A 23,399-nucleotide genomic window follows, 5' to 3' on the forward strand; every position below is an offset into this window, starting at 1 on the left:
TTCATATGTTAAGTCTTATTAGATTACTCTACTGAACCTTCGCCAAAACCCCACTCAAATAAGCAATCAAATCATCTCTTAACTCTTCACGCTGCAATGCATAATGAATGCTGGTTTCAATAAAACCCAGCTTCTCGCCGACATCATGGCGCATCCCATCAAAGTGATACGCGTGGATGGGGCTCCGATGAGCTAAGGTGGAAAGCGCATCAGTCAGCTGAATTTCTCCGTTCTTCCCAACCTCTTGATTCTCCAGTAAGTCGAAGATATCCGGCGGCAAAATATAGCGGCCCATAATGGCTAGGTTGGAAGGAGCCTCGGCACGGGATGGCTTCTCTACCAGTCTCGATGTTTCATAGATTCGGTCTGATTTCTGAAGTCCATCTACGATCCCGTAACGATCGACTTCATTCCAATCGACGGGCTGAACGCCCACAATGGCAGATTGGTAGGCGTCGTAGACCTTCATCATCTGTTTTAGGCAGGGTACTTCCGACTCCACGATGTCGTCGCCGAGCAGCACCGCAAACGGCTCGTCCCCGATGAATTTGCGTGCGCACCAAATGGCATGGCCTAGTCCCTTGGGCTCTTTTTGCCGAATATAGTGGATATCCGCCATGTTGGACGCCTTCCGAACCTCTTCGAGAAGTCCCCACTTACCCTTCTCCGCTAAATTATGTTCCAGCTCAAAGGAAGAATCAAAATGGTCCTCAATCGCCCGCTTCCCCTTCCCCGTTACAATGATAATGTCCTCGATACCGGAAGCGACCGCTTCTTCGATAATGTATTGTATGGTCGGCTTATCCACAATGGGTAGCATTTCTTTGGGCATCGCTTTCGTAGCCGGCAGGAACCTCGTACCAAGCCCTGCAGCCGGTATGATCGCTTTACGAATGTTCATCCTATCTTCTCCATTCCCATAAGTCTCCCAATATATTGATGCCATTGTACCATGAGTCCGACCAACCTTCGATTAAAATCGGTTATTGTCAAAATCAGACGACTTATGATTCGTGACTTTTCCGCTTTGGCCGCGTTGCCCCTCTCTTCGCCAAGTTTGACGTTACTACAGTCGGTAAATTGGTTATTGGAACAGGAGATGCCAAACGTCTGCGAAAAAGGCGCTATTGAGAATCTGGAATTAGTATCGGCCTTATCCTCCTTGGTAATCAGCGGTCCGCCGGACATCAGCCGCTTATGTACTGCTAAATTCCTCTCCCATCTTAAGTCGTTATTTCCAACAGCGCAGAATGACTCCCTCGGTCTTTTATCGGTTGCTGGCACAGCTTTCACAAGCTGAATCCGATAACTTAATATAACCAAATCCATTTTTATCCATGGAAATGACCAAGACCTCTCCGATATACTAGTACGAAACTTCGATGGACCGAAAAGCCAAAGGAGCTGGTTGCTGATGAAAGAGAGAGACGCCTATTTCGATAACCTCAAATTCATACTGATCCTGTTGGTAGTCGTGGGGCATCTCATCGAGCCGTTTAACGGCGAAGCAGCGATGGGAACGATCTATCAGTTCATTTACTCGTTTCATATGCCGCTGTTTATTTTTGCGGCCGGTTATTTCGCCAAGTGCATTCAATCCCCCAAACAATACGTCGGCCTGCTGTCGGGACTGGTCGTGCCGTATTTCATATTCGAGACGCTCTATACCCTGTTCGACTATTACATGCAAGGCTTGGATCGGCTCGATTTCACGTACTTTTACCCCAATTGGATCCTGTGGTTCCTGTTCAGCATGATCCTGTGGAAAATGCTTCTGCCGTACCTGCTGATGCTCAAATACCCGCTCGTCGTCTGTTTTGCGATGTCCATCATGCTCGGGTACTCGATCGATGTCGACTATTACGCAAGCATTTCGCGCACGCTGTACTTCCTGCCCTTTTTTCTCATCGGATATGTTTTCAAAAGGGAATGGCTGGAGGTCATCAAGGCCTGGCCATTTCAACTGCTATCGATCATCCTGCTCTCCGCCGGATTTGTCCTGCTGTACGTCATATCGCCGATTCTGCCAACTAATTGGTTCTACGGGGCGATGCCTTATCTGGAGTTTGGCTTGGACTCGTGGTATGCAGGCCTCTACCGTATGATCACCTACGCCTTCACCGTCATCATGGGACTATGCGTCCTCTCCCTCATTCCGAGGTCGGATACGCCCTTCACGGACCGTGGGGTTAATACCATGTACGTCTTTTTGCTTCACGGGTTCATCGTCAAAACGATGCAGCATCTGGGCTGGTTCGAAGCGTTCCGGTCCACGGGAGGCAAGCTGCTGCTGATTCTGCTCGGCGCCCTCATAACCTGGCTGCTATCCTCGTCCTGGATCAAACGCGGCTTCGGGTGGATCGTCGAGCCGAACGTCGGGTTTCTCTTCCATTATCGATCCAAGCACCGTCATGAACGCGCAGAAACGAAGCGTTCCGACGCAAAAAGGAGTGATGCCTAACTTGGCATCACTCCTTCATATTATCTCGGTATTAACGCAATCCGCGTGCTGCTTCCTTACTTCACCAACTGCCCCCGCGTAACGCCAAGCTGGTTGGTCGCCTTCAGCTTCTTCCACACCTGGGTGCCGCTGATCTCACCGCGCAAGGCGCGGTTGTAGAGATCGATGACCTCGTGGACTTGCTCCGGCGTTTCCTCGAGGAACTCTACGCGGTAGCTGGATACACCCAGCTCCATGAAGTTCGCCAGGTACTCTGCGCCGGATTGCTCGATAGCATTGTACACGGTGTTACGGCAGCCTTCGTCGACCCGTACCGGATGGGACATGCCGATCCGGTCCTGCAGGGATACGCGGCTCTCTTCACAAGGACGTCCACAGTTCGTGAAGTCCGTCCCTTCGCTGAGGAAGGTACAGTACACGCAGTGCTCCGTATGGAACATCGGCAGATGCTGATGGATGACGATCTCCATCTTGGACGTGTCGGCCTTCCCGAGAAGATCCACCATCTGCTGGATGTTCAGGTCATAGGAAGGCGTAACGGCGTCGCATCCGGCTTCGACGAACAGGTCAACCGCCTTGTGGTTGGCAATGTTCAGGGAGAAGTCGCCGATCAGCCGGGGATGCTTCGCCCCCGGGTTCTCCATCCGGTGGCGCAGGTAGAAATACAGCGCACCGGTGTTGCGCACCAGCACGGCGTCCGGCTGGAGGCGCAGGATGTTGTTGTGGTAGCCGTTCTCGCCCGGCATGTGAATGCGCGGCGTTGCCAGCGCAATCTGCTTGCCGGCTGCACGCACGGCTTCCACCGCTGCCGGGAACTGCTTGATGAACTCGAAGTCGGCGTAGATCATCTCGACGCCGGCCTCAAGCGCAGCCTCAACCTGCGGGAGGCTGCGGCACAGCGCGGTGAGCTTCGCCTCACCGCGGGCCACGGGCGCTGCGGGCGCAGCCGCATCGCCATACACCGACACCGCCCGTTTCACGTACACGGGCGGCTTCGGCCGCTCGCCGGCGAGCAGCTCCACCGCACGGCGGCGGATGCTGTTGAGCTCGCGAATCGGCACGATGACGTCGCCGTACAGGTCGACGTCGAGTGCCTCAAGCTGGAACACCGTTCCGCCCAGACGGCCAAGCTGCTCCTCCAGGATTTCCTGGCTGAGCGGCCGCTTCTGGGCGATCTCCAGTTCCAGCTCCGAATCCACCTGGACCGTCGTGCCCTTCTGCACATCGGTCCACCAGGTCGACAGCGGCTGTCCGGGACGGCCGCTGACGCGCACATGTACCGGGAATACCCGGTACGGCTTCTCCGTCTCGTACGTCTGACGAAGGCGCTTATCCAGCGCCGGATCGTTCGTCTTCCAGATCCGATCGCCGACATGCAGCTTGCGCAGGTCCACGTCGCTCCGTCCGGGAACGATATCGACGATCCAGCCTTCCTGCGCCTCGCCCTCCAGCTTGACGCCTTTGCGGCGCACGTCGTAGACGCGTCCGCCTTCTTCTTTTTTCGTTGGGTCCCCGGCATCAAACACGATGCCGTCCCCGCGCTTCAGCGGCGCATCCAGCTTGCAGACGACCCCGTCGCGCAGAATCTGCTCCACCCGGCCGAGGTACACGCCGCGGCTTTTCGGGAACGTGCCCTCGACCAGCTTTTTGTTGTTCGTTCCATCCAGGAAACCATGGGTGAAGCCGCGGGAGAAGCTCTGCTGCAGCTCACGCACCTCTTCCTTGCTCGGTCTCGCATCCTCGCCGTCAAAATACCGATCGATCGCCTTCCGGTACTTGCTCACGACGTTAGCCACGTATTCCGGGCTCTTCAAACGGCCCTCGATCTTGAACGAGGTCACGCCCGCTTCAATCAGCTCCGGCATGAGATCGATCGCGGCCAGATCTTTTGGCGAGAGCAGGTAGGCAACGTCGCCCATCGGCTTCTGCTCGCCATCCACGATCAGATCGTACGGCAGACGGCAGGCCTGCGCGCACTCTCCGCGGTTGGCGGACCGGCCGCCCCACATTTCGGAAGTCAGGCATTGGCCCGAGTAGGATACGCATAGCGCACCATGCACGAATACTTCCATCGGCAGCTTCGCCTGCTCCCCGATCTTTTGGATTTGCTTCAAATTATTCTCGCGTCCCAGCACGACGCGTTCCATGTTAAACGGCTTCGTAAACTCGACGGCCTCCGGCGACGTAATCGTCATCTGCGTTGAGCCGTGGATCGGGAAATCCGGAGAAATCTCGCGAATCATTTTCACCAAACCCAGATCCTGCACGATCACCGCGTCCACGCCGGCATCCACGCACGCATCGATCAGCTCCTTGGCATCCTCCAACTCGTTCTCAAACACCAGAATATTGAAGGTCAGGAACCCCTTAACCCCATAACTGTGCAGAAAGGCCATAATTTCGGACAGCTCGTCCATCCGGAAATTGTTCGCCCGTGCGCGCGCATTAAATTTTTCGACCCCAAAAAAGATCGCGTCCGCCCCGTTCGCCACCGCGGCTCGCATGCAATCCCAATCCCCTGCCGGCGCCAGCAGCTCCACGTCTTCTCTTCGTAGTGCTTTCGTGTCCATCTATATCCTCCCAGACCGGTCCAAGCCGGCGTGCTGTGTACTACTATTCTTCCATTGAAACCTGCTAGCCATACTCTATGTTCATAGAACAGGGCATCCGACATCTATATCAATTGTTTGTAAACCATTTTAAAGCTTTTCAACTTATCTAGTGTACCAAAAGTCCGGCTTCTCTTCTACCTGCTAACTTGATTTCCACACATTTGATAGTGTTGCCATAATCCGCATGGCACTCGGTTTTGTGCAAAACAAAAACAAGCCCTCCCATCGGAAAGCTTGCCTCACATGATCCTCTGTGGCTGTTACTGGCGCATGATCACCGTGCGGGGCTAGTGCTCTTAATTCTCTTTTCTCTGCCTAAGGAGATTACTTTCCCTTACCTTTATGCCAGGGATGCCGCATTGGGATTTCAAAATCCTGTAGTCAGAATCTCCTTAACATCTCAGCGGTCGGTAGCCATCCAAGAATGTCCCAACGACCACGCACCGTGCACACAGGGAGCAGTGCACACGATGTACAAAACTTTAAAAAGGAATCGCCCCAATCCTTCAACTGGTTCCAGGATTCCTCCATTACAGTTTTATCTGTGCACGACCTGCCCCTAGGTTTGCCAGTACATCCCCTGCACCACGCCCCTACTCTTACTCCGCGCCCTCCAGCACAAAATCCATGCTGGCCAAACGCTTGCCGTTCACGACGATGTGAAGGCGGTGATCGCCGGAATAGAAGCGGCGGGTAGAAATCGGCTTAAACGATTGCTTCTTCTCGACCTTCCAGCATCCCGGCGCATAAATCTTGTCCGAGCATTTATAGCGTTTCGGCGCAAGCTTGCCGCTTGCCTTCATATAATCGATCTCGTAATCGATGCGAAGCGCCATCGGATAGCCGGTTTCGTTGACCAACTGAAAAGCGAATTCCAAATCGTCCCCCATCGTAATCACGGAACGTTTGATGCGCAGCTCCCGCACCTCCAGTCCTTCCAGCTTCTCAAGCTCCTCGTATCCGAAAATAGCCAGTGCCCGGATATCTCCTTTACGCAGCAGCGAACGCAGCGCATGACGTACGATCCAATCCGTTAGCGGATGCTTGCCATACCATTTGGCGGCGATCTCCAGCACAAGCTCCGGGTGATCCTTGGAGATATCGTTCAGGTGATTGGCGACGCTTTTTCTAACATACAAGGAGGAGTCCTCTTTCAGCTGCTCCAGAATCGGCAGCGCCGGGCGCGGATCCTTGATCAGGGCCGGAAGCTGCGGTGCCCAGGGCAGGCGCGGTCTGCAGCCTTCGCTCGCCAATCGGCGCAGATGCTCGTCATCGGACTGCGCCCATGTCATCATCTGGGCCAGCATCCGATCCTGGTCCCGGATGATAAAAGGCCGGACGGCAAACTCCGCCGTGGAAGAATGCGTGAATACCGCCAAAGCTTCCATCGACGTCTCCAGATCATCCATGCCGTTCACCTCGACATAATCGGGAAAAAACACGTATTCCACGCCTCTGAAATGCGGAGCCACCTGCTTCAGGATCCCGACGGCTTCCGGGTAAGAAGCAGGCAGCGTGTCCGTTAAGGCCAGCGTAATATGCCGGATGCGCTGCTTGAACTCCTCCTGCTCCCAGGCTTCATTATGAATCAGCCTCATGAACCGGTCCGCATCGAATGCCGGATAAGCCTCCTTCAGCCGGTCGGTCACTTGCTGGAACAACGTATTCGAATATAGATCCTTCAGTGTTTCTCTCATATCAGATCTCCCCAAAAAATAATTTTTACGATCTTGCATCCACGTCTCATGGAATCCTGAAAGCCCTTTATTCATGCGATAAACCGGCGGTTCCGCCTCATCCCCAAATGAGCCGCCTACCGCTCTAACCCCATTCCCCGCCTCTTCCCAATCCAAAACATGTGGTGTAGGATGAAGTTGCACGCCTTTCGCTTTAGTGCGGTAGTCTGGTTGATTCCAGTTTACCAAATTGGGGGGGCGTTTTGCTTTATCCGCATCCGGATTGCCCTGTTGGGACCTCTACCGATGCATGGATGGACAGAACACCAATCGAGACCGCAAAGTCGTACGTTTATCGACGTACTTACTCCAATGAAAGATCCACATGTAAAAATAAGGCTGTTAAGCCCATGAAGCTTACACTTTCTTATTTCTGATACATGTAATACATACACCATTACTTATTTAAAAAGACAGGAGGCGAAGCTCGAAGGAGTACAACAAATCGCACATCAGGAGATGAAGAAGACATGGAAAGTTGGAAAAAGAATTTATGGATACTATGGTTCGGCTCATTTATCGTTTCATCAAGCTTCTCGATGGTCATACCATTTCTCCCGCTTTTTCTGATTGAGCTCGGCGTTACCAAGCATACGGAATTGTGGTCGGGACTGCTGTTCAGTTCCGCTTTTTTTGCGGGCGCCTTGTCCTCTCCCTTCTGGGGAGCCGTCGGCGATAAATATGGACGCAAACCGATGATTATCCGCGCGGGCTTAGTGCTCTTTGTCATCTATGTACTGATGGCATTCGTCACGAACGAGTATCAAGTGCTGATTCTCCGCCTGCTGCAAGGCCTGCTCTCCGGCTTTATTCCGGGCGCGATCGCGATCGTAGGCACCAATACCCCCGAGAAAAAAGTCGGCTACGCCCTCTCCATGATGTCCACGGCCACCGCAACCGGCGGCATCATGGGCCCGATGATCGGAGGCACCCTGGCCTCCCTGTTCAGCAACCGGATGGCATTCGGATTGGCAGGGATGCTGTGCTTCGCAGCCACGCTGCTCGTCATATTTTGGGTCAAAGAAGAGAAATTCGTACCCAGCAAAGAGCGCGTCTCCGTCATGAACACGTTTAAGGTCGCCGGACACAACAAGGCGCTGATGACCGTGCTCATGCTTACGGTACTGACGCAGTTCTCCGTCATGACGATCGAGCCCGTACTGCCGCTGTATATCGCTCAGATCGGCGGCTCTTCATCGCATACCTCGATGATTGCCGGCTTTGTGTTCTCCATCGTCGGGATCGCCAGCATCCTGTTTGCGGCCCGCTGGGGACGCCTGGCCGATAAAATCGGGTTCCAAAAGGTGCTGCTGATCGGCCTCCTCGCCAGCGGAATCGGATCGCTCGCCCAGATCCTGTTCAGCAACATTTGGGCATTCTCGGCCATCCGCTTTGCTTACGGCGCGTTCTTCTGTGCCGTGTTCCCGGCGCTTAACGGCCTTGTGGTCAAACATACTCCAAGCGAATTCCGCGGGCGCGCGTTCAGCCTCAACCAAACCGCCAACCAAATCGGCGGGATGGCCGGGCCGCTCGCGGGCGGCATGATCAGCGGCATCTTTAACATTCACTCGGTATTCTTAATGACAGGCGTCTTAATGCTGATTACGACCGCCATTACGTATTGGACGATGCGGCCGTCTCGCGGGCAGCCTGTAGAAAAAGGCTCTCTTTCTTCATAAAATGTCTCCCGTATGCGCACGCGTTAAGTTTTGATATGACGCGTGCTTTATTCATTACGGATATCAATAAACCCTCTCCCACGTTCTTTCCGAGAAGCTCTTCTTCATGAACCAGCATGTACATACACGAATCCCACAGCTATCTTCAATCACACCTTATTGAATCCATCGTCTCCCTTACAACCGCGAACCTCTTGCCTAACCACTTAGTCTCTTCCACCGCTTCACACATGCATGTGACGATCCGCTTCATCCCAAGGCACCGCATAACCGCTGCCCTTGGCGCAGAATATCGAAGAGGAGCTGTATTCCGGGTCTGCGTTCTTATCGTATCCTTTGCGTTCAATGACCTCTGCCTCGTTATGGCACCGGTCATATCCGCCGTATACCAGCGATATCGTTCCTCTTCCTTTAGTGTACGCCGCTAATTCCATTCCATATTTCATCATGGTGGATACGGGTGCCGATCCCGTGACCGTCACCTTGTCTCCCACCGTTTCCGGAGGATCGAAGCTTGCTTTGGCCTGGGTCAAATCCGACATTAACCGTCCGATAAACTCGGCATCCACCTTTACCTTGAAATGATAGTATGGCTCCAACAGCAGACTGGTTGTTTTCTCCAGCCCCTGTCGCAAAGCGCGATACGTGGCTTCCCTGAAATCGCCGCCATGCGTATGCTTGTTGTGCGCCCGTCCCTTCAGCAGGGTAATTTTCATATCAGTGACCGGCGAACCTGTAAGCAGCCCGTGATGATCCCTCTCGCCAACATGCTGGGCAACCAGATGCTGATAATTAACCGGCAGCATATCCGGATGGCACGCATTGGCAAACACGATGCCGCTGTTCCGCTCTCCCGGCTCCAGCCGGAGGTGCACCTCCGCGTAATGCTTCAGCGGTTCAAAATGGCCGCTTCCCACAACAGCCTCCGTTATGGTCTCTTTATATAAAATCTCCGGCTCGCCAAACGCAATGCGGTAACCGAACCGCTCAAACACGATTCGTTCCAGCACTTCAAGCTGAATGACGCCCATCACATGAATATGAATCGCCTGTGCCGGCTCGTCCCACTGCACGGACAGGGAAGGATCCTCCGCATCCAGCAGCCGGAAGCAGCGCAGCATATCCTTGGGATGAATCGAGGACTCGAATTGCACCTTGGACTTCAGCGTCGGCACCAGCTCGTACACCGTCCGGCCGCTAAGAGCCCCCATCCCGACTCCTGCCGCAGCAGCGGAAATGCCGGTAACCGCAAACAGGTCGCCCGCATGCACACGGTCGACAGGGGTTGCCCGCCCCCCATTGATCAAGCGGATATGCGTCACCTTCTCCGTGATCGTCTCCGTTCCGGAGACATACGTGATTTCATCCCGCACCTGCAGCGTGCCGCCAGTGGCTTTGATATAGGTCAGCCGGGCGCCCTGTTCATCATGGCGAATCTTATAAGCCCTCCCGGCAAATGCCGCCTCGGGATCGTAATCCGTTACCGTCAGCAGATCCAACTGATGCATGAAATGGGTTACGCCCACGTTCTGCAGGGCGGATCCGCTGAAGCACGGAAACAGCTCCCCCTTCCGTACCATTGCTATCATTGCATCCAGCCAACGCGAATCCTCATATCCCTCTTCCATATAGAGCTCCAGCAGCTTCTCGTCCCGCTCCGCAATAAACTCAATGAGCGAAGACAGCATCAGGCCTTCCTGCAGCACATCCTCCTCGGTGACCAAACAAACGTCTTCGGCAAGCTCGCTGCGAATCTCCGCCAGCACGCGCGGCACGTCTGCGCCTACCCGGTCGATTTTATTGATAAACAGGAACGTCGGCACGCCATGCTTCCGCAGTAACTGCCATACCGTCTCCGTATGCCCCTCGACACCTTCCACGGCGCTGATGACGACAACGGCGGCATCCATGACTTGTATGGCCCGCTCCATTTCCGGCGAGAAGTCGACGTGACCCGGCGTATCGATTAAATAATACGTGGAACCGTTAAAATGCATGGTGGCCTGATCGGCAAATACGGTAATGCCCCGTTCTTTTTCAATGTCATGACGATCAAGATATGCGCTCTGGTGATCCACCCGGCCGCGCTCCTGAATCGTATGGGTCGTATATAACAACTGCTCCGCCAGCGTGGTCTTGCCCGCATCCACGTGGGCGAACATGCCTATCGTTTTTTTCATCCGCTTATCCCTCTTCTGCAAGCCGGTTTCATGAATGATCCATTTGCTCTCACTTTTTAATTTTAACATATCAGGCTCCCTGATCGGCACATATGTTCTACATTATTCGGATGAGGGCCCGTCATTCCGCTGCCTAAACCAAAATAGCTGCCCATCCGCACCATGAGTGCAGCAGGACAGCTATCGGTGTTATCAAACATTCGCTTTATTCCATATGATGTGAGTTCATAATTCCATTCTGCGGGTTATTTCACGAGCTCAAACGAGGCGAGCGTACGCGCCAGCGCCGCTTGCTGCACTTCCGTTGCATTGGCATCATTCAGCGTTGTCATGATCGTGTACGCGATATCCCCGCTTTCAAAGACGATTTCCTCGGTCGTATAACCAACGCCGTTCTTCACCTGATGCACCTTGAACGACACGGCAGGCACGCCGGCAAACGTGATCTTATCGACGCCCAGCAATTTCACCGACGAAGCCGCGCTGGCTTCGTTATAATACCGTTTCAGATTGCTGACGATGACTTCAGCTGTTGTATCCTTTTGGGCGGTAATTTCAAAGCCGCCCCCGGCAAAGCCATACTCCACGATTCCCTGCTCGAACTGATCGTTCAGCGGCTCCCAGTACCTCGGAATATCGATATGATAACGGTACGTCTCGGAACTTTTGCTTCTCATCTTGGTTTTATCGGTCAGGTAGCCCTCTTCGCCGATGCGGCCGAAATTTGCCGGTACCACATCGTAATCGATCTCGATTGATTCGAGAACCTTTTTCCAGTTGGAAGCCGTCCGTTCCTGCCCATCCGGTATCGCATACTCCAGATAATAACGGTAGCCGTTCTTCTGGACCATCACCTCATATTCCGTTATCCATTTATTCCCGAAGTTGTACCGAACCTCTTGAACCTGCCCTTTGACGCTGGAAATCTCCACAGGCGTAAGTCCGACGTATTCGTACGATTCCTCGACAAAGGATTCGGCCAGCCAGTCTTTAAGGCGCTGCCCCCAAGCGGCGAGGGTACCATCGGCCCCCGTCGGAGCGGATGTCACCGAGACGGACAGATAGCCCTCTCCTTCGCTGCCGTATAACATATCCTTGTTGTTGATTTCCCAGCCTGCCGGAATGCCGAACCATATGCCGTATTCTTCGTTTCCTGCTTCGCGGAACCCATCCACGATGGAGGATACGTCTTTTACCGATTTGTCTTCTGCCCGATATGCCGTTCGGAAAGAGCCCAGCAAGCCTGCGTGTTGGTCCATATCTTTATAGTGAACCGCTTCGGCATCGGCAAAATACAGTTCATAAACGCGGTCGTTGGCATAGTACTGCCGACCTTCCCACAAGACGCCGTCGACATCGCGGGAGACCACTCTGGCATACGGAACCGCTGCGCTTGTGACCGTCTCTTGGTGCAGCACAACGTCTCCGGAGTCGCCCACTTCCTTCAGGAGCCGTTCCAGCAGATCATCGGGACTCAGCTTCACCTTGTGGGAGGATGCGTGCACCTCCAGGTAATAGCGGCCCGTAGCATCATTGAAAGCCGAACCGCTCTCATCGTCCGTGCCTCTTCCAACCATCATCCAGGAGGGATAATTCAAACTCCATTCATAATAGCTGTTCCCGATTCGGGTCTTCCCGGTCGTGTTGTTGATTTCGCCCTCGTCCTGCTTCTCTTCCTTATCCGTGACCATGAGGCTGATGGCCAGCTTGCCCTGGGAGGAGCTTACCTTGGCGCCGATTCCCGCCGCAACCGGGCGCAGCGGCACCATCAGCGTACCGGACACCATGGTCGGTTCCACCGGCAGCTGCACCTTTTTCCCGTCGATCCATGCCGTCTTATTGTCCATGACGAGCACGACCGTATGCGGCCCTTGCAGCAGCCGTATCCGGTTCTCGCCCTCAAGCCTGATCTCGCTGCCAAACGCTTTCTTGAATACGCCCAGCGGTACCATCAATACGCCATGCTTCAGCTGCGGCTTGGCAATCGTGTAGGAAGTGCCATTGACCGAGGCTGTGCTGCTGCCGTTTTGCACGGTCAGTATACGCTTCTCCGGCACAACCGCTTCATCTCCCCATGCGGGAAGAGACAACGTCGTAAATAACATCAGCGCCGATAAGGTTCCGGCTGTCACCTGCCGCAGGCGGCGACGGCTAGTTTCCGTTCTTTCTCTCTTGTCCATTACTCGGCCTCCCCAACGCTTGACGAAGCAGCTCCGTTACCGTCCTGGCTGAGCGTCAGTTTTACGTTCACGATATCCCCATCCCGCTGCATCAGCAGCTGAACCTGCTGACCGGGCATATAGGGCTTTAACCGTTCGTTGATATCAACAACGGAATAAATACGCTTGCCGTTAATCGCATATAATACGTCATCCTCTTGAATGCCGGCCTGCTTGGCCTGCTCGGACAACACCTTCGTAACGGTCAACGGATCGTCCGAAGGGAGACCCACGATGGCGGACCAGCTCTCTTCCAGCTCCAATCCGAGTCCGGCTCTAATCACCTCGCCGAATTCCAATAAATGGCCAACAACGTAGCGGACCGTTTCCGCAGGTATGGAGAAGCCCATATTTTCAATGCCGACGGCGGCGAACTTCTTGCTGTTGATTCCTATGACCTCGCCCTTCAAGTTGACGAGCGGGCCCCCGCTGTTGCCCGGGTTAATGGCGGTATCGGTTTGAATCAGGCGATAAGAGCCGTCTACGCTCCGGTTTAGCCCGCTAACCACGCCCACCGAGGCCGAGTTTCGCAGCGAGAACGAGATCGGCGTGCCAATGGCAACAACCGTTTCCCCGACTAGCGCATGCTGCGCTGTTGCCGCAAATTTGGCCGGCTTCAGGGACTTGGCATTGATTTTGACCAACGCAATATCGCTCTTGGGATCGCTGTATACGCCCTTGGCTTTATAGGATTTGCCGTCTGCGGTCACGACCGTGATTCCGGTAAGCCCGTCCACCACATGGGCGTTCGTCACGATCCAGCCGTCCGACTTCCAGATGACTCCTGTGCCATGCGCCAGATTGTATCTGTCGTCCACTTCGCCGCTTCCTTGAGCGGCCTTCCCGATAATGCCGACCACCGACGGCGACATCCGGCTGATGACTTGAGGCACCTCGTTTTGCTCATATGTATTCTTAGGCTTCGCGCTTGCTGCATCCGCAACCTCTGCCTGTGTGAGCATGCCGCTGCTTCCTGCCAAAATGACGGTCCCCAGCAGCATGGCCGCGGATCTTTTTTGCCATTGTACGTTTTTCAATTGGTATGTTCCTCCCCCGGTTCCATCCTCTACCCAACTTGTACTCCTCAATTTATCATGTTTTTCCATTTGTAACCATTGCTGATAGACCTATTTCTTTTACGTTTTTCCTGCGGATCGTGTAACTTGCCCTCGAAGAAACAAAAAGACGCCTTCACACTGCAGGGTAGCAGAAGGGCGTCTTGTTTGTATGTATTTCATTCCATTCGTCATGAAGCCGCTTTAATAGCGTGCATCACGCCAACCTAATTGTTAAACCATCCTGTAATCATGGCATAGTCAGAATACAAGAACACAAATAAGCTGACGAGACCGAAAGCGATTGCGAATTTATTTTTTTGACGGGCCATCAACAGGCGAACCACGCCAACAAAGATCAGAATCGTAAACAAAATCATGAAAATATCAAATGTCTTAAATGTCGCGGTCGCATCCGATGCTGCTGCAAGGATCATGAACGTACCTCCTCGTGGGTTTCTTCTCGGGCAAATTTACATATCTTCTTCTATGTTATCCATGTGCCCGTCCAGATGCAAGCCCTCCGCCCCGAAAAATGAAAAAAAGTCATAGAAATTTCTCATTTTTAACCAAATTGTCAGACATTAGCATGACTTTCATCATGGCAGGGACTAGATCAAGCTAACGAAATGGAACCTTGCACAGGTTGTTCCGTTATCCAAGAGGTACCCGGGTGGGATCGAGAATGGGATCCTCATACTCCTCCTGATCCTCCTGATCCTTTTGTTCCTCTGGAGCCGACTCCTGCTCGGTTACCGTCTCCTCCGCCAAATCCTCGCTTGGCAAAGCCACGGAAGGATCCATGATCGTGATCCGATCCACGGGGTCCTTTCTGACATCCAAAGTTACCTCGTTGGACGGTTCGCTGCGGATATGCCATTCGTTCACGGCGACCACATGAATTGTATACCGGCCGGGCAGACCTGCCAGCATATGGAGATTCGGAATGAGATAGGCCGGGCTCTCTAACGGTTCATCGTTCAAACGTGCCCCCGTTCCGTCAGGTCCTGTGTAGTATACATGATAGGTTACGCCTTCCTGTGCATCTGACCAGGTTAAAGCAATGGATTCATCTTCCTCATTTAGGATGGCCTGAAGGCCCGACACTTTATTCGGGCGGCTCGAAACTTCGTTAGAGTAACCGCTCTTGCCGAAGCTGTTCACAGCCTCGATCACGTAGTAAGAGGGCTCTTGAAAACGTACATCCGTAATGGCATAAGAACCTGCGTCCACATTCGATCCCTCAGCCAATAAGGCATACCCCGCTCCCGATTGTCCGCTGGAATAGATATTGTAGGTCACGCCCTGCTGATGCGTCCAGGTTAATTGAGCCTGCCCCTTCACATGGTGGAACCTCAGATCATTCGGAGCTGATGGTGCCGTTGTCGGCAAAGCCTCCGATACGGTAGCTGAAGGTCCCGTCTCTGTCGGAGCTTGCGTTGGTCTGGAATGAACAGGAGTTGCCGAGGTTGTTCCCGATGAAGTAGCAACGACGCCATGAATGACCGGAAGAGGGCTATTCGGCGGCGGTGTTTCCGTTTCGCTCACGGCAGCGTTCAAATCGATTGACTCCACGGATTCCAGCCATTTGGCTGTAGCCCTGACAGCTTCTTCCCGAGTAACGGTACCCTTGGGGTTCAAACCGTCAATGCCGGATTCCCGAAACAGTCCTAATTCCAAGGCCAGTGCCATGGCTTCCTTGGCATCATTGCTGGAGGATCCTTCCTGTAAGTTCTGCTGTGAAGGTGAAGGTTCCGCCCCGGATCCGATCTTATCGGATATCCCTCGCAGAGCTCTTTGATACAGCATAGCCATATCCTGACGCGTCAGCGGCAATCCAAGCCCGAATCTCCCGTTGCCGACCCCTTTGACCAGCCCTTCCTGAACCGCAGCTTCGATCGCGGTGAAGGCATAATGATCCTTAGGCACATCCTTAAAGGTAATGACTTCCGGAGGACTATCCGCATTCAGGTTTAACATATGGACGATGAATATGACAAAATCCTGCCGGCTTATAGCCTCCGTCGAGCTAGACTTCTCCTGCCCGTCTAGGGGAAGGAACCCTTTATTTAATCGGGTAAGGGCTTCCTGTGCATTGAAGTGTTTCACACCCGAAACGGATACCTCCATCTCTGTCTGCACGCGATCCGTAACGGGTCCCCCTACCTCTGCCTGTACGCCGTCGGTTGAGTTTATGTATAAAGCACTTGCTGCCAAAACGATCAGAATGGAACAGGTGATCCTCTTCATACAATCCCTCCGTTTTAACGAAATCACCAAGATCATACCATATCTTGGAATACGAAGATATTGGAGGATAGCATGAAAATAACGCCGGACATAAGTGCATTCCTTGAAGTTTTCTCTAAATGACTTGCTCGCCGCTCCCTGCTCGCACGGTTCGTGGTCCGGGGCATGCTTCGATGGCTGTCGACCATCACAAAAAAAGAGCCCCTGGCAATTCCACCAGGGACTCTTCTCATTTTCTTATCGATGCCGGCATTGAGAATGGCAATGTGCCATTCCCATTGCTAGGCAATTCCCATGCCGACAAAGAACAACTTTACGTCCACTAACATTTATTAGCGGGCTGCTTCCACCTTGTTCAATTCCTCGGTTCGCTTCGTATCGCGTTCCAGAATCGGCTTCAGATACTTGCCTGTGTAAGACTCAGGCACCTTGACCAGATCCTCAGGCGTTCCCGTAGCGATAATGGTACCGCCGCCGCTGCCGCCCTCCGGACCCAGGTCGATCAGATAGTCCGCGGTCTTAATGACATCGAGATTATGCTCGATGACGAGGACGGACTCCCCGGATTCAACCAGGCGGTGAAGCACGACGAGCAGACGATCGATATCGTCCACGTGCAGGCCGGTGGTCGGCTCATCCAGGATATACATCGTTTTGCCTGTGCTGCGGCGGTACAGCTCGGAAGCCAGCTTCACGCGCTGCGCCTCGCCGCCGGACAGCGTGGTGGCAGGCTGACCCAGCGTAATGTAGCCCAGGCCCACATCCATCAGCGTTTGCATCTTACGGTGAATTTTCGGAATGTTCTGGAAGAAATCCGTTGCATTCTCCACCGTCATCTCCAGGACTTCGGCGATGTTCTTGCCTTTATATTTGACTTCCAGCGTTTCGCGGTTGTAACGCTTGCCCTTGCAAACTTCGCAAGGCACGTAGATATCCGGCAGGAAGTGCATCTCAATCTTGATAATGCCGTCTCCGCGGCAGGCCTCGCAGCGTCCGCCCTTCACGTTAAAGCTGAAGCGGCCCTTCTTGTATCCGCGAATCTTCGCTTCATTCGTCTGGGAATAGATATCCCGGATATCGTCGAAGACGCCTGTATAGGTTGCCGGGTTGGAACGCGGCGTACGGCCGATCGGAGATTGGTCGATGTCGATGACCTTCTCGATGTGCTCCAGACCTTTCATTTCACGGTATTGCCCCGGACGTACCTTCGCCCTGTTCAAATCCCGAGCGAGCGTCTTGTACAGGATCTCGTTGACCAGCGTCGACTTGCCGGATCCGGATACGCCCGTTACCGCCGTAAACACGCCAATCGGAATCTTCACGTTAATATTTTTCAGATTGTTCTCTTTCGCGCCCTTAATCTCCAGCCAGCGTCCATCGGTCTTGCGGCGCTTGCTGCTGACCGGAATGAACTTACGCCCGCTCAGGTATTGGCCCGTCAGCGAGTTGGGGTCGTTCATAATCTCCTTCGGCGTTCCTTCCGCAATGACTTGGCCGCCATGAATACCTGCGCCCGGGCCGATGTCGATGATATAGTCCGCGGCCATCATCGTGTCTTCGTCATGCTCGACCACAATCAGCGTATTGCCCAAATTCCGCATATGCTCCAGCGTGGAGATCAGTCGGTCGTTATCCCGCTGATGCAGCCCGATGCTCGGCTCGTCCAGAATGTACAGCACGCCCATGAGGCTCGATCCGATCTGAGTGGCTAACCGGATCCGCTGCGCTTCTCCGCCGGACAGCGTTCCCGCCGAACGGCTGAGGGTCAGGTAATCCAGCCCGACATTAACCAGGAAGCCCAAGCGACTGTGAATCTCTTTCAAGATGAGATTGGCAATCTGTTTTTCTTTCTCGCTAAGCTCCAGATGATCGAAGAATTTCAGGGACTCTCCGATCGACAAGCTGGTAACATAGGCCATGTTGCGATCATTGATCGTAACGGCCAAGCTTTCCTTACGGAGACGATGGCCTTTGCATACATCGCACGGCTTGCTGCTCATATAGCCTTCGATGTATTCGCGGATACCCTCGGAGTTTGTATCGCGGTAGCGGCGTTCCAGATTCGGAATGATGCCCTCGAAGGTGACGTGCGCTTCCTTCCGCTGACCGAAGTCATTCTCATAACGGAAGTGAACCTTCTCTTTGCCCGTGCCGTACAACAGTTTATTCATCTGTTCCTGGCTAAAGGTACTGACCGGCTTGTCCAGCGGAATGCCGAAATGCGCGCAGACCGATTTCAAAAACTGCGGATAATACGTGGATGTGCCCCCGCTCCATGCGGCAAAGGCGCCTTCCTCGACGCTTTTGCTCATATCCGGCACAAGCAGCTCTGGATCCACGATCATCTCCACGCCCAAGCCGTCGCAATCCGGGCAAGCACCGAAAGGCGTATTGAAGGAGAACATTCGCGGCGTCAACTCTTCCATGCTGAAGCCGCAGATCGGGCAGGCAAAGTTGGAGCTGAACCGCAGCTCCTCCTGACCCATGATATCGACCAGGAGCTGGCCGCCTGACAGGTTCAGTGCCGTCTCGATCGAATCGGCGAGGCGGGCCTCGATATCTTCCTTCACCACGATCCGGTCCACTACCACCTCGATCGTATGCTTTTTATTCTTCTTAAGCTCGATGTTCTCCGACAGATCGCGAAGCTCCCCATCGACGCGCACCCGAACGAAGCCCTGCTTCGCAATGTCGGCAAACAGATTTTTGTGCTCGCCCTTGCGGCCGGAAATGACCGGCGCGAGAATTTGCAGTCTCGTCTTCTCGGGATACTGCATGATGCGGTCTACCATCTGCTCGACCGTCTGGGAGGTAATTTCCACCCCATGGTCCGGACAGTGCGGGTGTCCGACCCGGGCGAACAGCAGACGCAAATAATCGTAAATTTCCGTCACGGTGCCTACCGTCGAGCGCGGATTGCGGCTCGTGGTTTTCTGGTCAATCGATATCGCCGGCGACAGGCCTTCAATGGAATCGACATCCGGCTTCTCCATCTGTCCGAGGAACTGGCGCGCATAAGCGGATAAGGATTCCACGTAACGGCGCTGACCCTCGGCATAAATCGTATCGAATGCGAGGGAGGATTTGCCCGAGCCGCTAAGCCCCGTCAGAACGACAAACTTGTCACGCGGTATCGTGACGTCGATATTTTTCAGATTGTGTGCGCGGGCGCCTTTGATCACAATTTTTTCACTGGCCAAACGATATCATCTCCTACTCCATATGGCATGCATGTGGTGCTTATATTTCACAAAGAGAACGACCGCATAGGCCGTCCCCCTTGTCATTCGTCTCTCCATATTACTCGGCTTGCAGTTCCAGCAGCGCGTCACGAAGCTCGGCCGCACGCTCGAATTGCAAATTCTTCGCCGCTTCCTTCATCTCGGCTTCGAGGCGTTGGATCAGCTTCTGACGCTCTTTCTTCGACATCTTCTGTCCTTCGCCCACCAGGTAATCCGCCTTGCCCTCGGCGACCTTCGTCGCTTCGATGACATCGCGCACCTTCTTGCGGATCGTCTGCGGCGTGATGCCGTGCTCCTCGTTGTAAGCAACCTGGATGCTGCGACGGCGCTCGGTTTCCTTGATGGCCCGATCCATCGAATCGGTGATCTTGTCGCCGTACATGATAACCTTGCCTTCCGAGTTCCGGGCCGCCCGTCCGATCGTCTGGATGAGCGAGCGGTCGGAACGCAGGAAACCTTCCTTGTCCGCATCCAGAATCGCTACGAGGGAAACCTCCGGCAGGTCAAGACCCTCCCGTAGAAGGTTAATACCCACCAGCACGTGGAATGTACCAAGCCGAAGATCTCGCAGGATCTGCATCCGCTCCAGCGTTTTGATATCGGAGTGCATGTAACGGACCTTGATTCCGATTTCCTTCAGGTAATCGGTCAAATCCTCGGCCATTTTCTTCGTGAGCGTGGTCACGAGCACGCGCTCGTCCCGGTCCACGCGGTCATGGATCTCGCCGATCAAGTCATCGATCTGCCCTTCGGTCGGGCGCACGTCGATGATCGGATCGAGCAGGCCTGTCGGCCGGATAATCTGTTCGACCATCGTATCGCAGTGCTCCATCTCATATGGTCCCGGCGTGGCCGATACATAGATGATCTGGTTCACCTTCTCCTCGAATTCCTCGAACTTCAGCGGCCGGTTATCGAGCGCGGACGGCAAGCGGAAGCCATGATCGACCAGTACCGTTTTACGTGCCCGGTCACCGTTGTACATCGCGCGGATTTGCGGCAGCGTAACGTGCGACTCGTCAATGACGAACAGCATGTCGTCCGGGAAGTAATCGAGAAGCGTATATGGCGTAGCCCCAGGCTCCCTGAAGGTCAGGGGACCCGAATAGTTCTCGATCCCGGAGCAGAATCCGACTTCCTTCATCATCTCGATGTCGTAACGGGTGCGCTGCTCCAGCCGCTGAGCCTCCAGCAGCTTGCCTTCCGAGCGCAGCAGTTCAAGGCGCTCTTCCAGTTCGCGTTCGATATTCACGAGCGCTACCCGCATCGTCTCTTCGCGGGTGACGAAGTGAGACGCCGGGAAGATGGCGATATGCTCGCGTTCCCCAACCAGCTCGCCCGTCAAGACGTCGATCTCCGTGATCCGTTCGATCTCGTCGCCGAACAGCTCGACGCGGACGGCATGCTCTCCCTTCGAGGCCGGGAAGATCTCGACGACATCCCCGCGCACGCGGAACGTGCCGCGCACGAAGTTGATATCGTTCCGCTGGTATTGGATATCGACCAACCGCGACAGAATCTCGTTGCGCGGCTTCTCCATGCCGACCCGGAGCGAAAGCAGCATTTCCCCGTACTCGTGCGGCGAACCCAAACCGTATATGCAGGATACGCTCGCCACGATGATGACGTCGCGCCGTTCGAACAGCGAGCTCGTGGCGGAGTGGCGAAGCTTATCGATCTCTTCATTAATGCTGGAATCCTTCTCGATATACGTATCGGAGGAAGGAATGTAGGCTTCCGGCTGATAGTAATCGTAATAACTCACGAAATAATCCACCGAGTTGTTCGGGAAGAATTCCTTAAACTCGCTGGCCAGCTGCGCAGCCAGCGTCTTGTTATGCGCAATGACGAGTGTCGGACGGTTTACCTTGGCGATTGTCTGCGCGATCGTAAACGTCTTACCCGTTCCTGTTGCACCTAGCAGCGTCTGATGTTTTTTCCCTTGGCGAAGTCCTTCGACCAACGCATCAATAGCCGTGGGCTGATCGCCCTGCGGCTGGAATTCAGACTGGATCTCAAAGGATTTGGTACTGACAACTAAATCGCTCATTGCCCTTCATCACCCTCATACTCTAAAATGAAATTCATGCTAAAAGATATGTCGAAACTTCCCGATGATATACTATGGGAAATTAGTGGTGTCTGCGTAAGGAATAAGAATATTTGTTCCCGTCTCATTATACCCTTTACGTTTTTTTGATGCAAACAGTTTAATGAAAATTTCAATAAGTTCCAGGGCAAATCTTTAAGTCCCCGGCTTCCACGACTTCGGGAGCCTTCAGTGTTCATGTCGAACTTGTGGCATACGAACCGATGATCTTAATTAACTTCCTTAAGGAGATGATACAGCGTTATGGATATTACGATTATTCTTGGCATTCTCGCCGGTCTGGCCGCGTTGATCGGAGGGTTTTTATGGGAAGGCGGGCATCTGAGCGGCCTGCTGCAAGGCGCGGCTGCGCTTATCGTATTCGGCGGGACCATCGCCGCCGTCATCGTCAGTTTCCCTGCCACCCGGCTCCGTACGATCCCCGCTGCGCTCAAGCTGGCCTTCGGCCGCAGCAACCGTTCGACGGACGAGCTGATTGATGCCATCGTCGATATGTCGGTAACGGCCAGAAGAGACGGGGTGCTGGCGCTCGAGCGCATCTCGGCCGAACACGAGGATCCGTTCCTGCGGGAAGGTATGCAGATGGTCGTGGACGGCAACGACCCGGAAATGGTGCGTCAAATCCTGGAGCTCGATATCAATGCCGCCGAGCAGAAGCACGAAGGCTATGCCAAAATTTTCGAGTCCGCCGGAGGCTATGCCCCTACCATGGGGATCATCGGTACCGTCATGGGATTGATCCACGTGCTGGGCAGCCTGCAGGACCCGACCGGTCTCGGCCCGTCCATCGCTGTCGCGTTTACCGCCACTTTATACGGCGTCGCAAGTGCCAATATTATCTTTTTGCCCATTGCGTCCAAGATTAAAGCACGTTCCGAAGAAGAAATTGTAAAAATGGAGCTGCTGCTCGAAGGAATCATGGCCGTTCAGAACGGAGAGCACCCGCTGTTGGTTCGCAAAAAGCTAGCCTCCTTCGCTTCCGCAGGCACCACGGACATTCCGTCCTCAAGGGGGATCGCGCATGAGACAGCCGAATAGACGGCGGCGTCAGCGCAAACAGGCCGAAGGCGAACAGCGCGACCGCTGGATGATCACTTATGCCGACCTGATTACGCTGCTTCTGATCTTTTTTGTTGTGATGTATGCCATGAGCCGGCTCGACACGGAAAAATACAAGCTCGTCACCCAATCCCTGCAGGCCACCTTCCAGAGCGGGGACAGCATTCTGGAGATGGGCTCGGGGATTACCGGAACTGCCGATACCGAGAACCATAAAAATCCTCCGCCGAAGCCTGCTGCCGACGAGGAAGGCGAGGACAAGGATAACGGGCAGGAACCGCTGACCGAGCGCGAGCTTGCTTTCCGTGCCCAGGAGGAAGAGCTGGCGAACTTTATGGGGCTCATTCAGCAATACGTGAAGGATAACCAGCTCGAAGAGGACATCTTCATCTCGGATGAGCCGCAGGGGATTGCCATTACGTTAAGCGACCGCTTCCTGTTCGATGTCGGCAAGGCCGAGCTTAAACCTGGCGCCGCTCCGGTTCTGGGCAAATTAGCCAGCCTGTTCGGCGATTTAAACACCACGGTGAGCATCGAGGGGCATACGGACAACGTGCCGATCGGCCGCTACTCCAGCTATAAGGACAACTGGGAGCTCTCCGGCGCCCGAGCGATGTCGGTGCTGCGATTCTTCCTGGAGCACAGCAAGCTGGACCCGGGAGGCTTCCAGTATGCAGGCTATGCCGATACGAGGCCGGCCGCGGACAACGCGACCGCCGAAGGCAAGCAGAAGAACCGCCGGGTTGAAATCACGGTGTTACGGCAGCTGAAGGAGTAGGCAATTGCCGCTATGACC

The 23,399-nt window shown here is 54.2% G+C and carries 14 protein-coding genes; 4 read left to right on the plus strand and 10 right to left on the minus strand.

Translation table 11 applies throughout. The features are described from left to right. Positions 1–28 precede the first annotated feature (28 nt). On the minus strand, positions 29–901 hold the full coding sequence (gene galU, locus AC3RCL_RS29230; RefSeq protein WP_492533437.1) for a UTP--glucose-1-phosphate uridylyltransferase GalU: 873 nt from the start codon (positions 899–901) through the stop codon (positions 29–31). Between the two features lie 513 nt (positions 902–1,414). Here galU and AC3RCL_RS29235 point away from each other — a divergent pair. Beyond that, positions 1,415–2,461, plus strand: a complete 1,047-nt coding sequence (locus AC3RCL_RS29235; RefSeq protein WP_492533439.1) for an acyltransferase family protein — start codon at positions 1,415–1,417, stop codon at positions 2,459–2,461. 56 nt (positions 2,462–2,517) lie between these two features. Here AC3RCL_RS29235 and AC3RCL_RS29240 read toward each other — a convergent pair whose 3' ends face one another. Together AC3RCL_RS29240 and AC3RCL_RS29245 are read right to left on the minus strand one after the other, a co-directional pair. Further along, the gene (locus AC3RCL_RS29240; RefSeq protein WP_090909957.1) at positions 2,518–5,031 is read right to left on the minus strand and encodes a U32 family peptidase; all 2,514 of its coding nucleotides are present in this window, start codon (positions 5,029–5,031) and stop codon (positions 2,518–2,520) included. A 641-nt stretch (positions 5,032–5,672) separates the two neighbouring features. After that, a complete protein-coding gene (locus AC3RCL_RS29245; RefSeq protein WP_492533441.1) occupies positions 5,673–6,770 on the minus strand; it encodes a DNA alkylation repair protein in 1,098 nt (365 codons plus the stop codon). A 509-nt stretch (positions 6,771–7,279) separates the two neighbouring features. On the opposite strand from AC3RCL_RS29245, the gene AC3RCL_RS29250 reads away from it, so the two are divergent. Further along, positions 7,280–8,488 carry an MFS transporter gene (locus tag AC3RCL_RS29250; protein WP_090909955.1) on the plus strand — a complete coding sequence of 403 codons (1,209 nt, stop codon included), beginning with the start codon at positions 7,280–7,282 and terminating at the stop codon, positions 8,486–8,488. 224 nt (positions 8,489–8,712) lie between these two features. On the opposite strand, the gene AC3RCL_RS29255 is transcribed toward AC3RCL_RS29250, so the two are convergent. From AC3RCL_RS29255 to uvrB, 7 genes are all read right to left on the minus strand, one after another. Beyond that, complete coding sequence (locus AC3RCL_RS29255) at positions 8,713–10,668, minus strand: GTP-binding protein (RefSeq protein WP_492536493.1); 1,956 nt, start codon at positions 10,666–10,668, stop codon at positions 8,713–8,715. 245 nt (positions 10,669–10,913) lie between these two features. Beyond that, positions 10,914–12,848, minus strand: a complete 1,935-nt coding sequence (locus AC3RCL_RS29260) for a stalk domain-containing protein (RefSeq protein WP_492533444.1) — start codon at positions 12,846–12,848, stop codon at positions 10,914–10,916. Next, positions 12,848–13,924, minus strand: a complete 1,077-nt coding sequence (locus AC3RCL_RS29265) for a S1C family serine protease (protein WP_492533446.1) — start codon at positions 13,922–13,924, stop codon at positions 12,848–12,850. Before AC3RCL_RS29265 ends, AC3RCL_RS29260 begins: the two co-directional genes overlap by 1 nt. Positions 13,925–14,169: 245 nt before the next feature. After that, complete coding sequence (locus tag AC3RCL_RS29270) at positions 14,170–14,379, minus strand: hypothetical protein (RefSeq protein ID WP_009594213.1); 210 nt, start codon at positions 14,377–14,379, stop codon at positions 14,170–14,172. 217 nt (positions 14,380–14,596) lie between these two features. Further along, complete coding sequence (locus AC3RCL_RS29275; protein WP_492533449.1) at positions 14,597–16,192, minus strand: S-layer homology domain-containing protein; 1,596 nt, start codon at positions 16,190–16,192, stop codon at positions 14,597–14,599. Between the two features lie 332 nt (positions 16,193–16,524). Beyond that, positions 16,525–19,392, minus strand: a complete 2,868-nt coding sequence (gene uvrA, locus AC3RCL_RS29280; protein ID WP_492533451.1) for an excinuclease ABC subunit UvrA — start codon at positions 19,390–19,392, stop codon at positions 16,525–16,527. 100 nt (positions 19,393–19,492) lie between these two features. After that, a complete protein-coding gene (gene uvrB, locus AC3RCL_RS29285; RefSeq protein WP_009594250.1) occupies positions 19,493–21,484 on the minus strand; it encodes an excinuclease ABC subunit UvrB in 1,992 nt (663 codons plus the stop codon). Positions 21,485–21,787: 303 nt separating this feature from the next. Here uvrB and AC3RCL_RS29290 point away from each other — a divergent pair, with 303 nt between their 5' ends. Further along, positions 21,788–22,582, plus strand: coding sequence for a flagellar motor protein (locus tag AC3RCL_RS29290; protein ID WP_090909949.1), 795 nt, complete (start codon positions 21,788–21,790; stop codon positions 22,580–22,582). Next, the gene (locus AC3RCL_RS29295; protein WP_192570439.1) at positions 22,566–23,381 is read left to right on the plus strand and encodes an OmpA/MotB family protein; all 816 of its coding nucleotides are present in this window, start codon (positions 22,566–22,568) and stop codon (positions 23,379–23,381) included. Before AC3RCL_RS29290 ends, AC3RCL_RS29295 begins: the two co-directional genes overlap by 17 nt. Positions 23,382–23,399: the final 18 nt, after the last annotated feature.

It is taken from the genome of Paenibacillus sp. MT86 (assembly GCF_058792535.1).